The organism is Agrobacterium sp. 5Ca39 (genome assembly GCF_055382365.1).
Map to the genome: position 1 here is coordinate 1,350,875 of NZ_AP026436.1, position 10,003 is coordinate 1,360,877.

Consider the following 10,003-nt stretch of genomic DNA (forward strand, 5'->3'; position numbering starts at 1 on the left):
GATATGAAGGGGCAGGAAATGGCCACCGATACCGCAGCAATTCAGAAAATCAAAACCTTGAAGAGTGATGCCGCGAAGATCGGCGGCTTCCACGAATGGTTCACGAAGTCATTTGCTGACAAGCAGCATCACGACAAACAGAACTTCGGTTTCAATATCAACCACAGCAGCGAATACAACGCTTTCAAAACTACGGTGTGGTTCTACGCCTATGCCGGCCAATACGGCAGTTCGTCTGTTTACAGCCAACTTTCGGTTCAAGACCGCGACACGGTATGCAACGCCTTCATCAAGGCACTCAACAAGCACCAGAAGCTGATTTTTGCGACCATGGCCGACATCATGGAAAAGCAAGCCGCTTCGTTGCGCGAGACGGCTGAAAGCGAAATCGCCGCCATGCAGGCGATGCTCGAAACGCTGGACGTCCCAGAACAGGATGCCGCGTGATGCCCTCCGCTTTCTCCACCACCAACACACAAGAAGCGGATGATCCGACCGAGATTTATATCGAGCTCGGCAATCACATCCGGCGCATCGACACGCGTACCAGGTCTTTCAAGCGCCAGTTCCGCGCCGTCATCGCCGTGATGATCGCAGTTTGCAGCGTCTCAACGTCGTGGGCCTTCGTCGGATACCCGAAATATCAGCGCATGGCGCTTATCAATCAGGAGCAATTCGCATGGGCAAAGTAGCAGAACTGCATTCTGAGGCCGAACGTCTTGGATCGATCACCGATCGCCTTGTCCATCGCCTCAACCCTGAGGGGTTCGTTGAATTTCAACTTCGCCAGACCGTCAACGACGCCATCAAGGAACTTGGGCGCGAGAAGGTCATGGAAATCATCAAGGAGGCCGCAGAGTGACCTATTTCCGCACCAACTTTCAAGATTTCTGCGATCGATCAGGATGCAGCACCGAAGACGTCATGAGGGTTTACGAAGCTCTTGGTGGCGGCGCTTGGATGGCCGGCGGCGCTATTCGTCGAACACTCATCGGCCAGGCTCTCGACAGCGACTTTGATTTCTTCTTCAAGTCGGCCGAGGCTCTCGCAGACTGGGAATCGGGCTTGCCATCTGGGCTCAAGCTGGTCCGCGAGACAGAGCATCATAAGCATTGGAGGGGAACCATTGCCGGCTCCGATTTGCCAATCGATGTTCAGGCCATCAGGTTCAGATTTTATGACAACGCCGAGCAGGTAATCGACAGCTTCGATTACACCGTCACAATGTTTGTCCTCGATGGCGATGACATGGTCACCACGCCTTACGCGCTGTGGGATCTCGGCCGACGCAAACTCGCCGTTCACAAGATCAGCTATCCGGTCGCCACGATGCGCCGACTGCTCAAATATACCAAGCAGGGGTTCACCGCCTGCGCAGGTTGCCTCCAGTCCATCCTGAAAGAGACAGCGTCATCGCCGGAAGCGATGAGCCAGCTCGACATCGAATACGTAGATTGAGGATCGCGCCAATGACCTATCTCTATCTCGACATCGAAACCATCCCGGCGCAGACCGAAGCGGCAAAGGAACGAGTAGCTTCCACGGTTAAGCCTCCTGCTCAGATGAAAAAGGCTGATACCATCGCGACGTGGGAGAAAGAACAAAAGCCCGCAGCCGTCGAGGAAGCTATTGCTAAGACCAGTTTTGACGGCGGCATGGGCCATGTCTGCTGCATCGGCTTTGCAATCAATGACGGCCATATCCATTCGGAGAGCGTGAAGACCCTATTGGAGGAACGGCAGGCCATTGAGGCTTTCATCGAGGTGGTGGAAATCAGCCGCCAGAATGGCTGGGAAACCATTCAGATAGTCGGCCATTTCATAGCCGGTTTCGATCTCCGTTTCCTTACCCAGCGCGCTATCGTCCTGGGCGTCCGTCTCCCTGATTGGTGGCCGCGCGATCCTAAGCCGTGGTCAAACGAGGTTTTTGACACAATGGTCGCATGGGCCGGCGCTAAGGGAAGCATCAGCCTCGACGCGCTGTGCTTTTCTCTGGGCCTTGAAGGCAAAGGCGATGTTGACGGCTCCATGGTCGCTCAGATGTGGGCTGACGGCAAGCATGATGAGATCGGCTCCTATTGTCGCGATGACGTGGCGCGCGTCCGTAGGGTTCACCAGAAGATGCTGGCCGCTCTCGGGGAGGCCGCGTGATGGCAACCCAAGACGAAATAAAACTCCTTTTTGCGGAGTTCCCACGTGAGGCCATTAGCTGGCGCGCTCAGACCGTCACCAAGAATGGCGATAAGGCTATGGCTCTTGCCTACATTGATGCACGAGACGTCATGGATCGCCTTGACAGCGTGTTGGGCTCAGAGAACTGGCAGGACCGCTATGAGTTTAGCGGCCCACGCACCATTTGCTACCTGTCGATCAAAGTGGGTGATGAATGGATCACCAAGGCAGATGGCGCTGGCGATACTGATGTCGAGGCAGAAAAAGGCGCCATCTCTGATGCTTTTAAGCGAGCAGCGGTGAAATGGGGCATTGGGCGATATCTCTATGCCATGCCGACGCCATGGGTTCCCTGCGATACCTACGAGCAGGGCGGAAAGCTGCGCTGGCGCTCTTGGAAAGAGAACCCTTGGGATCATGTCCGCATGCCAAACGCTCCGAAGCCGAGCGCAGCAGCGCAGAAGCGAGAGCTTTCCGAGATCGATAAGGACCTGGCCGACTGCCACACCATCGTCGCCGTCGACAAGTGCGCAGCATACTGGCGCGACGTGGCAGCGAAAGACAATTGGTCTCGCGACTACAAACAAGCAGCAGCAGACAAATTTGAGGCGCGCCGTAACGCGGTGCAGAAGGAGGCCGCATGACCACGAGATACGACGCAGTTGCAGTTCGCCGCTACAAGGATCGCGACGGCAACGAGAAGAGCCAGTTCACGACAATCGGCACGGCATGGCCCATGCGCGACAAGGACGGATTTACCGTTCGCCTCAACGCCGTCCCAGCGCCCACAGATGGCGAGTTCGTTGTTTTGCTGATGCCACCACGCCAGAAGGACGAAAACCGTTCCAGCGGGCAATCCCGTGGCGATGCGGGGCAAGGCCGGAACGCAAACTTCTCGAATGACATGGACGACGATATCCCGTTCGCACCGGAGTGGCGCTAATGGGGCGCGCGCTTCTCGTTATTGATGGCGACCAGAACCGCCGCAAGGCTGTTGACTGGATCGGCAAGGCACCTTTCGGCACCCGCGTTGAGTTCAAGGCGTCGAAGCGCACCCTGCCCCAGAATGATCTTCTGTGGGCACTCCTGACTGAAGTTTCGCAGCAGCTGGAGCTTGGCGGCAAGAAGTATGAGCCCGCGCAGTGGAAGGCAATATTCCTCCATGCATTCGGTCGCGAAGTCAGCTTCCTGCCCAGCTTGGACCAGAAGACATTTTTGCCGATCGAGCTTTCATCATCCGACCTGTCGAAGGACGAGATGACCGACTTTATCGAATTCATCCTCAAGGAAGCGGCCGAGCGCGGCGTGGTCTTCAATGATCCTCGTCAGCTCGAAACGGCCGGTTCCAACAATTCTGGTGACAATCCCCCTGCCCGGTCACCAGAGGATGAGCCAGAGGCACCGCCCCCAGCCTCTGGCTCATCAACCCATCCAGATGCCGAATGGCTGAAAACCGCTGCACGGATGCTGTGGGCGGCAACAAACACCTACGGCAACACTGATGCCAACCTTGGCGTCCTTAACGCTCAGCGGCTCGCTGTGGGCGATTTGGTGACCGCCGAGATAACCCAAGGCGCGAAGGATAAGGCCGGGTCGATCTACCGAACCTGCAAGCAAGTCGTGATGCACGAGATCGGCCGCGAAAAAGCACTTGAAATCATCTGCCGTCACGCCGGCATCGAAGCAAATCAAATCGGAGGTGAAGCATGAACCGCTTAATCCGCCGCGCCATCCACCACTGGCTCGCTTGGAAGTCGAGACGGAACCTTGCCCGGGAATACAACTGGCAAGCCGAGATCGACGCCGACATTAAGCGAGCAAAACAATCCCACGGCAAGACAGGACGCGTCCGCGATCTGGAGCGCCGCAAGCGGGACATGATGACACGCGCGCTGGGAGGGCAGAGGTGATGGCCCGGACAGTCGAAGAATGGCGCGGCCGCACCGATGACACCATGCCGCCGCCTCGCGTGAAGGATCGCATTCGTGAGCGCCAGGGCAACAAGTGCGCCTTAACCGGCGTGGTGCTTGGTTCCGACGAGAAGGTTCAATACGACCATATCGTGCCGCTCTGGCTTGGCGGAGCCAACACCGAGAGCAATCTGCAGGCCGTCACCGCGGAAGCCCACAAGAAGAAAACCAAGGCCGAGGCAACCGTTCGGGCGAAGTGCAATCGCGTGCGCAAAAAGCATCTCGGTATCAAGGGTCAAAAGCGATCCGGCTTCCAGAGCAATTTCAAACGCAAGATCAACGGTGACGTGATCGACACCAGAACCGGGGAGATCGTGAACAGATGAGCACCGACAACCCAATGTCGTTCTACAGACAGAACGTGGATGCGTGGGGGCCGCTGGAGTGGTTTGACCGTCTGGCAAAGGCCGTGCACGCCCGCAGTCAAGCAGTGCGCGACAAAGACGATATCGCCTTCGAGACCTACAATAACATCGCTTCATCCAGCGCTACCCGCCTTGTGAGCGATTTCGAGGACAAGGTGCGGATGGCTTTGACCACGCTGCGCGAACTGGAGAAGGCGAACGTCGCATATGTCGATGCCAATACCGAACTCCTCTCCACCCTCGAAAGCTTGCAGCGCGAGGACGAGGAACTGAGGCAGCGGCTCGACGTCGGACCATGCGGTGAAGACGCGATCGACGTTGCCGAAAGCGCGGCGGACCATCTCCTTCACCGCGCCGAGGCAGCAGAGGACGAGGTGAAGATTATCCGAGAGGCGGTGGGCGAATTGCTGGATCAAGCGGAGCATGTCTGCCTTGGCGCTCATACGCCAGCCAACATCAAGGAGGCTGCGAGAAATCTGGCAACCCCGATCAAGAATGTTCACACAGCCCTCGCCAGCACAGGAGGCGAACACCATGCAGAGTGAAGAAAGCAACACGCTGGTCAAACTGGCAAAAGCGGTCATCGAACACGCACCCGAAGGCGGAGACGCATTCTGGGGTATCAAATTCAGCGATATTGAAGCCGCCCTGTCCGCTGCGGAGCCGGTGGATTATCAACTCGTGTTCTCGGATGGGAGAACATCACGCGTTCTATATTCCAAGGATGAAGCCGATCGCTTCAAGAAGGCGAGTGACATCACTGTTGACATTCGTGCACTCTACGCCGCCCCTCCCGCGCCATCCGTGGCGGTAAAGGCTAAGCTCATCGCGGAGCTTCGCGAGATGGCAGGAAGCATCACATATGCGGAAGAACCATCGCGAGTAATGCTGGAAGCTGCCGACGCCCTCTCCGCACAGGTGCATAACCAGTCTGTGGAAAACGGGGAAAGCGGGGACGAATGACGAAACATGCTGTCATCCCCGCCGGATGCTGGCCTGCTGTCCTTAGAGATGAGCACGCGGCAGCCTATGCCGGAGAAAAGACGGTCGATGCCTTCATCAGCCGTGTTGGAACCGTATGGCCTCGGCCGTTCATCGAGACCGGAACCGGCAAGGGCAGATTCAGAGCGTGGCGGAAGATCGACCTAGACAAGGCTATTGGCGTAGACGAAAACGCCGACCCGGAAGTGTGGTGATGATACCTGTCACCATGCCTCCATACACCTCGTTCAAGACGCTGGCCAACGGATCGACCGGCTACTATTGGACGTGTCCTACCCTATACCGCAAGGCTGGCTGCCCCTACCGCAGCGCGGCTCTTGGCGTCAACCTCTCTCAAGCAGAACTGGTGGCCGCAGCAAAGGTCTGGAACGATCGGCTGGAAGGTTGGCGCAGGGAAAAGGCAAACCCTCGTCACGAGCCCGATACGAGCCGATACGGCACTGTCGAGTGGCTTGTGAACGTCTACCTGTCTCACAATTCGTTTCTGGAGCGCGTAGGCGAGTTTAGCCGCGCCGATTACAAGCGTGTCTTCAAACGCGTGACAGACGTTCAGATAACGAAACCAAATGGTGACAAGGTCAGGTTTGGCGATGCGAAGGTCAACAACGTCGGCGTGAGCACTGCTGAAAAGGTCTATCTGCACTTCTCGGGCGATAGCGCCAACAGGATGGGTGAGAAGGTCGTCACCTATTGCAAGGCGATGTGGAAGCGCATGCGGCCGCATTACCCGGACCAGTTCCGAAATGATGTTGCGAACCCGTGGGAAGGCGTTACCGTCAAGAGACGTCAGAAGGCCACTAAGGGTTATGTCGATCGCAAAGCGGTCTATGAGTTCGCTGATGGGGCAATAGAGAATGGCCGCGGGGAGTTGGCTGCGGCGGCTGTGCTGGCCTTCGAATGGCTGATGCGACCATCATCCATCGGCGCAGGCTTCGCCCCGTGGACCGGCTATAGAGCCTCCGACCATCCCGATAAGATCCGGCTGAAGCATCGCAAGAACGATGCGCTGGCGCTGCACCCGCTCGAGTTCGTGGACGAGGATGGGTCGAAAGTCCTGCTCTATTCCCAAGCCGAAGAGGTTCTTCGCAAGGCGCCGAGATATGGCACATCAATCGTGTGCAAGAAGAACGGTCAGCTTTTTGGCGACGGTACGTTCTTGGCTCATGAAGTCAGGGAGATGGCAGACAAGCTCAGGAAGGATGAAAAACTCTCAGCGCCAGAATTCAGCCTGGATATGTGCAGGCATGGAGGCATGACGGAGCTTGAGGAGAAAGGCCTAACCGAAGGTCAAGGCAGAGTGCTGTCAAAGCACAAGACGGCTTCGGCTTATCGCGGGTATGCGAAAGAGACAGAGAAGCGCGTTCTAGAGGCCACGAAAAAGCGTTTTGGCCGTTCTGAATAGTCAAAATTTGTGAATGAAATCAATGGCCGTATTCGGCAGAAAATGTATCGTTTTTGGCCGCCTTATTCAGAACGCCTACTGAAAACATTACATTTTGTCGGGATTTGCAGTCCTCTGCGTCACCACTCCGCCACGAGGCCTCACACGCTCATCAATGGAGCGATGGCGGGCATTTAGAACGAATCCATTTGGGGCGCAAGAGGGATCGTTCCGAATGTCGTGTTTTTTCAGCCGGGTACGTGGAGTTCAACCGCCCACCTTGTCTAAGTCACTAAGATGACATGGCTTTTCGCGTCATCCCGCTGCTCCGGACGAAAAATTGCCCGCAGCCGAAGCGTTTTCGACTGCGGGCAACCTGTGCATTTTCAGGAACGGTCGATCAAATCCGTCCCATCAGAACCAGGATCAGCACGATGACCAGCACCAGTCCGAGACCGCCCGAAGGGCCGTAACCGTAATTATGATAACCCCAGCTTGGCAGCGCGCCGATGAGGAACAGAATGAGCAGGATGACAAGGATGGTGCCGAGCATGTTTAACCCTCCACTATTGGCATGTGTCCGACTGCTTCAATGACGCAGCGCGTGAAAAGTTCCCTCTTCCGGCCTCTCCAGCAGACTGAAAGAATGACGGCAGACGTGCCGTTTCAACAGGTTACACCGCTTTTGCCCAGACATGATGGTCCGGCCGGAAGGGGCGTGCCGTCCCCCGCGCCTGGCGGATCAATGTCCCGGACAGTGAAGATGAGAAACTGTGCATAGTCTCGCGCGTCGCATCCATCGCGAGTTCTGGATCGCTGCAATTTATTCGAGGTAATTTCTCGCTCTATGTCTATTTTCGGTTGTCCGCCATAGTGAAGACAGTCCCCCGTACCCTGAAACCGGCGGGAGACGGAGAGATCCGGCTTCGCTGGCAGTGCGCCGGATCTCTCCCGCCCCCTCCCTCGCTCCGTCCCACTCCTGCCGCAGGCAGGTCGGCACACGTACATGTGACCGACGACCATGCGTGCTACCCCTTGCCTCGTCTCAGCCTCTCCGGATAGACCCCCGTGACGGGAGGGAGAAACGAGAATCATATGTCCGGTTTTGCGAACCTCATCCCGCTTTTCATCTTTGGCTTCCTCGTCTATTTTTTCTTTCGCTGGGTCGCGCGCGACATTCAGAACCCAAAGCGCAAGTAGTCGGAAGGAATAATACTGCCGCATCCGCCGCTTCCGGGAACCTCCGCGCCTCCATATCGTTTTTGCAGATGGACCTCGGAGGACAGGATGAAAACGCTCGCATCATCGGCCGCAATAGCCCTTTCGCTCGCGCTTGCGGGATGCACGACCGCCGGTCCGGCACCCTATGTGGAGCCCATTCCCGGGAGCATCATCTATAAAGGCCAGCCGCGCACAAAGCTGACGAAGTCACCGATCGGCAGCACCTTCACCCATGAGTTCCGCATAGACAGCAGCACAAGGGCGGTGGAAACCTATCGCATCGCGCCGGATCGCTCACTGGAACTCATTGACCGGCGCATCCTTCGCGAATGGCTGTTCGGACGCGACGACTGACCGCACCGGTCGGCTCCGAAACGGATTGCGCATCCCGCCTGCTTCGTTTAGAGCCGGGCGCGAAACCAACATGGATGAGCGATGAACACGCGCTGGCAGAAACCCGTCCTGATCGCCTTCGAAACGCCGGGTGATTATACGAGCATCGAAACAACCCAGGCCGCCTCCTGGGCCCTGATCGAGGACTGGCCGGTGGAGGATGGCGAGGCGCTAGACAAGGCGCTGCTGGTCTGCGCCGCCGTGGATGCCGGCAGGAAAAAGCCTGAAGACGCGCGCAAGGCCTTCATCGCCGCCGCGATCGAAGCGGGGCTCGACATCAAGGCGTAACGGCCCCGTCACGCGTCGCGACGGAGGCGCCAGGGGCGCTAACGTCAAGTTCATGGTTCGATCGATCGATACAGAGGAAAGCGTCCGGATATATGAAAAAAGCCCTGTTCATCTTTCTTCTCTCCTGCCTGGCGATCGGCCTTCTCGGCCACCTCGTCGTGGCGTTCGTCGTCACCGGCTGACACGCCGTAAATCAGGCGTTAAGAATCCCTAAATTTCATTCTGCTGTTATGGAACCGCGTTAAACTTTTTCCGTTCTCTTTTCGATCGAACAAGGAGGATTGAAATGCGTGACGGACTGAACGGTTTTCTTGAGATTTCGATGATCGGCTTCGTGGTTGCAAGCTGCCTCTTCATGGTGAACCTGCCGATCTGATCGGGGAACGAGCTTCGCAGGAGAGCATTGCGGTAAAGCTGGTGATGATGCCACCGGCACAGAAAATGCGGCCTTTTGGGCCGCATTTCTTTTTCATAGGACTTTCAGGATCAGGCAGAAAGCTTGGCGGCGATTTTCGCCACATGCGCGCCCTGGAAGCGCGCGCCTTCAAGTTCGACTTCGGAGGGCTGGCGGGAGCCGTCGCCATCGGTAATGGTGGAGGCGCCGTAAGGGGAGCCGCCCTTGATTTCATCGACACCCATCTGGCCCTGGAAGGCATAGGGCAGACCGACGACGGCCATGCCGTGGTGCAGGAAGGTCGGCAGGAAACCGAGAATAGTCGATTCCTGGCCGCCATGCTGGGTGGCGGAAGAGGTGAAGGCGGAACCTACCTTGCCGACGAGCTTGCCGCCGAACCACAGGCCGCCCGTCTGGTCCCAGAAATTGCGCATCTGCGAAGCGACCGTGCCGAAGCGGGTGCCGGCGCCGACGATGATGGCATCGTATTCAGCCAGTTCGTCCACGGTGGCGATCGGCGCCGCCTGGTCGAGCTTGAAATGCGAAGACTTGGCGACCGCTTCCGGCACCAGTTCCGGAACGCGCTTGACGACGACGTCTGCGCCCGCCGATTTTGCACCCTCGGCAACAGCATATGCCATCGTTTCGATGTGACCGTAGGAAGAGTAATAGAGCACCAGAACTTTCGTCATTTTCTTTGTTTCCTTTGGGTTTATCGTTTCCGGCGTCCCGGCCAGAAGCCTTTTCAAAAACGTGATGATCATTAGCGGCGACCCGTTACAAGCATGTGATGAAAATCTAGCTCACAGGCTCCTTCC

Annotated in this window: 18 protein-coding genes; 16 read left to right on the top strand and 2 right to left on the bottom strand. The window is 57.2% G+C overall.

The features are described 5' to 3' along the window. The first annotated feature begins 18 nt into the window (after nt 1–18). Genes ACZ47E_RS06765 through ACZ47E_RS06830 form a run of 14 tightly spaced genes read left to right on the top strand, consistent with a single transcriptional unit; the run spans nt 19 to nt 6,910 of the window. Nucleotides 19–447, top strand: coding sequence for a hypothetical protein (locus ACZ47E_RS06765; protein WP_464016974.1), 429 nt, complete (start codon nt 19–21; stop codon nt 445–447). After that, nucleotides 447–692: a hypothetical protein gene (locus tag ACZ47E_RS06770; RefSeq protein ID WP_464016975.1), complete on the top strand. Its 246-nt coding sequence runs from the start codon at nt 447–449 to the stop codon at nt 690–692. Before ACZ47E_RS06765 ends, ACZ47E_RS06770 begins: the two co-directional genes overlap by 1 nt. After that, complete coding sequence (locus tag ACZ47E_RS06775) at nt 680–862, top strand: hypothetical protein (RefSeq protein ID WP_464016976.1); 183 nt, start codon at nt 680–682, stop codon at nt 860–862. The genes ACZ47E_RS06770 and ACZ47E_RS06775 overlap by 13 nt, the downstream gene beginning before the upstream one ends. Continuing rightward, nucleotides 859–1,458 (top strand): hypothetical protein, encoded by a 600-nt coding sequence (locus ACZ47E_RS06780; protein WP_464016977.1) that lies wholly within the window; start codon nt 859–861, stop codon nt 1,456–1,458. Before ACZ47E_RS06775 ends, ACZ47E_RS06780 begins: the two co-directional genes overlap by 4 nt. An 11-nt stretch (nt 1,459–1,469) precedes the next feature. Beyond that, nucleotides 1,470–2,150, top strand: a complete 681-nt coding sequence (locus ACZ47E_RS06785) for a ribonuclease H-like domain-containing protein (protein WP_464016978.1) — start codon at nt 1,470–1,472, stop codon at nt 2,148–2,150. Next, nucleotides 2,150–2,815 carry a Rad52/Rad22 family DNA repair protein gene (locus ACZ47E_RS06790; RefSeq protein WP_464016979.1) on the top strand — a complete coding sequence of 222 codons (666 nt, stop codon included), beginning with the start codon at nt 2,150–2,152 and terminating at the stop codon, nt 2,813–2,815. Before ACZ47E_RS06785 ends, ACZ47E_RS06790 begins: the two co-directional genes overlap by 1 nt. After that, the gene (locus ACZ47E_RS06795) at nt 2,812–3,114 is read left to right on the top strand and encodes a hypothetical protein (protein ID WP_112635687.1); all 303 of its coding nucleotides are present in this window, start codon (nt 2,812–2,814) and stop codon (nt 3,112–3,114) included. Before ACZ47E_RS06790 ends, ACZ47E_RS06795 begins: the two co-directional genes overlap by 4 nt. Beyond that, the gene (locus tag ACZ47E_RS06800) at nt 3,114–3,881 is read left to right on the top strand and encodes a recombination protein NinB (protein ID WP_464016980.1); all 768 of its coding nucleotides are present in this window, start codon (nt 3,114–3,116) and stop codon (nt 3,879–3,881) included. The genes ACZ47E_RS06795 and ACZ47E_RS06800 overlap by 1 nt, the downstream gene beginning before the upstream one ends. Then, the gene (locus tag ACZ47E_RS06805) at nt 3,878–4,081 is read left to right on the top strand and encodes a hypothetical protein (protein WP_464016981.1); all 204 of its coding nucleotides are present in this window, start codon (nt 3,878–3,880) and stop codon (nt 4,079–4,081) included. Before ACZ47E_RS06800 ends, ACZ47E_RS06805 begins: the two co-directional genes overlap by 4 nt. Continuing rightward, nucleotides 4,081–4,467: an HNH endonuclease gene (locus ACZ47E_RS06810; RefSeq protein WP_464016982.1), complete on the top strand. Its 387-nt coding sequence runs from the start codon at nt 4,081–4,083 to the stop codon at nt 4,465–4,467. Before ACZ47E_RS06805 ends, ACZ47E_RS06810 begins: the two co-directional genes overlap by 1 nt. Beyond that, complete coding sequence (locus ACZ47E_RS06815; protein ID WP_464016983.1) at nt 4,464–5,051, top strand: hypothetical protein; 588 nt, start codon at nt 4,464–4,466, stop codon at nt 5,049–5,051. The genes ACZ47E_RS06810 and ACZ47E_RS06815 overlap by 4 nt, the downstream gene beginning before the upstream one ends. After that, on the top strand, nt 5,041–5,469 hold the full coding sequence (locus ACZ47E_RS06820; protein ID WP_464016984.1) for a hypothetical protein: 429 nt from the start codon (nt 5,041–5,043) through the stop codon (nt 5,467–5,469). The genes ACZ47E_RS06815 and ACZ47E_RS06820 overlap by 11 nt, the downstream gene beginning before the upstream one ends. Beyond that, nucleotides 5,466–5,702 (top strand): hypothetical protein, encoded by a 237-nt coding sequence (locus ACZ47E_RS06825; RefSeq protein WP_099085282.1) that lies wholly within the window; start codon nt 5,466–5,468, stop codon nt 5,700–5,702. The genes ACZ47E_RS06820 and ACZ47E_RS06825 overlap by 4 nt, the downstream gene beginning before the upstream one ends. After that, nucleotides 5,702–6,910 (top strand): hypothetical protein, encoded by a 1,209-nt coding sequence (locus tag ACZ47E_RS06830; RefSeq protein ID WP_464016985.1) that lies wholly within the window; start codon nt 5,702–5,704, stop codon nt 6,908–6,910. Before ACZ47E_RS06825 ends, ACZ47E_RS06830 begins: the two co-directional genes overlap by 1 nt. A 379-nt stretch (nt 6,911–7,289) precedes the next feature. On the opposite strand, the gene ACZ47E_RS06835 is transcribed toward ACZ47E_RS06830, so the two are convergent. Beyond that, entirely contained in the window at nt 7,290–7,442 is a 153-nt protein-coding gene (locus tag ACZ47E_RS06835; protein WP_004442177.1) for a DUF3309 family protein, read from the bottom strand. A 734-nt stretch (nt 7,443–8,176) separates the two neighbouring features. On the opposite strand from ACZ47E_RS06835, the gene ACZ47E_RS06840 reads away from it, so the two are divergent. Together ACZ47E_RS06840 and ACZ47E_RS06845 are read left to right on the top strand one after the other, a co-directional pair. Beyond that, nucleotides 8,177–8,464, top strand: a complete 288-nt coding sequence (locus ACZ47E_RS06840) for a hypothetical protein (RefSeq protein WP_004442182.1) — start codon at nt 8,177–8,179, stop codon at nt 8,462–8,464. Nucleotides 8,465–8,545: 81 nt separating this feature from the next. Further along, nucleotides 8,546–8,791, top strand: coding sequence for a DUF982 domain-containing protein (locus tag ACZ47E_RS06845; protein WP_004442183.1), 246 nt, complete (start codon nt 8,546–8,548; stop codon nt 8,789–8,791). Between the two features lie 486 nt (nt 8,792–9,277). Here ACZ47E_RS06845 and wrbA read toward each other — a convergent pair whose 3' ends face one another. Continuing rightward, nucleotides 9,278–9,877 carry an NAD(P)H:quinone oxidoreductase type IV gene (gene wrbA, locus ACZ47E_RS06850; RefSeq protein ID WP_004442185.1) on the bottom strand — a complete coding sequence of 200 codons (600 nt, stop codon included), beginning with the start codon at nt 9,875–9,877 and terminating at the stop codon, nt 9,278–9,280. Nucleotides 9,878–10,003 lie beyond the last annotated feature (126 nt).

What these genes read in the sequence shown, in the direction of transcription:
- ACZ47E_RS06785 (WP_464016978.1), top strand. Translation starts at nt 1,470, where the DNA reads ATGACCTATCTCTATCTCGACATCGAAACCATCCCGGCGCAGACCGAA.
- ACZ47E_RS06770 (WP_464016975.1), top strand. Translation starts at nt 447, where the DNA reads ATGCCCTCCGCTTTCTCCACCACCAACACACAAGAAGCGGATGATCCG.
- ACZ47E_RS06825 (WP_099085282.1), top strand. Translation starts at nt 5,466, where the DNA reads ATGACGAAACATGCTGTCATCCCCGCCGGATGCTGGCCTGCTGTCCTT.
- wrbA (WP_004442185.1), bottom strand. Translation starts at nt 9,877, where the DNA reads ATGACGAAAGTTCTGGTGCTCTATTACTCTTCCTACGGTCACATCGAA.
- ACZ47E_RS06815 (WP_464016983.1), top strand. Translation starts at nt 4,464, where the DNA reads ATGAGCACCGACAACCCAATGTCGTTCTACAGACAGAACGTGGATGCG.
- ACZ47E_RS06775 (WP_464016976.1), top strand. Translation starts at nt 680, where the DNA reads ATGGGCAAAGTAGCAGAACTGCATTCTGAGGCCGAACGTCTTGGATCG.
- ACZ47E_RS06795 (WP_112635687.1), top strand. Translation starts at nt 2,812, where the DNA reads ATGACCACGAGATACGACGCAGTTGCAGTTCGCCGCTACAAGGATCGC.
- ACZ47E_RS06790 (WP_464016979.1), top strand. Translation starts at nt 2,150, where the DNA reads ATGGCAACCCAAGACGAAATAAAACTCCTTTTTGCGGAGTTCCCACGT.
- ACZ47E_RS06830 (WP_464016985.1), top strand. Translation starts at nt 5,702, where the DNA reads ATGATACCTGTCACCATGCCTCCATACACCTCGTTCAAGACGCTGGCC.
- ACZ47E_RS06810 (WP_464016982.1), top strand. Translation starts at nt 4,081, where the DNA reads ATGGCCCGGACAGTCGAAGAATGGCGCGGCCGCACCGATGACACCATG.
- ACZ47E_RS06800 (WP_464016980.1), top strand. Translation starts at nt 3,114, where the DNA reads ATGGGGCGCGCGCTTCTCGTTATTGATGGCGACCAGAACCGCCGCAAG.
- ACZ47E_RS06820 (WP_464016984.1), top strand. Translation starts at nt 5,041, where the DNA reads ATGCAGAGTGAAGAAAGCAACACGCTGGTCAAACTGGCAAAAGCGGTC.
- ACZ47E_RS06840 (WP_004442182.1), top strand. Translation starts at nt 8,177, where the DNA reads ATGAAAACGCTCGCATCATCGGCCGCAATAGCCCTTTCGCTCGCGCTT.
- ACZ47E_RS06805 (WP_464016981.1), top strand. Translation starts at nt 3,878, where the DNA reads ATGAACCGCTTAATCCGCCGCGCCATCCACCACTGGCTCGCTTGGAAG.
- ACZ47E_RS06835 (WP_004442177.1), bottom strand. Translation starts at nt 7,442, where the DNA reads ATGCTCGGCACCATCCTTGTCATCCTGCTCATTCTGTTCCTCATCGGC.
- ACZ47E_RS06845 (WP_004442183.1), top strand. Translation starts at nt 8,546, where the DNA reads ATGAACACGCGCTGGCAGAAACCCGTCCTGATCGCCTTCGAAACGCCG.
- ACZ47E_RS06765 (WP_464016974.1), top strand. Translation starts at nt 19, where the DNA reads ATGGCCACCGATACCGCAGCAATTCAGAAAATCAAAACCTTGAAGAGT.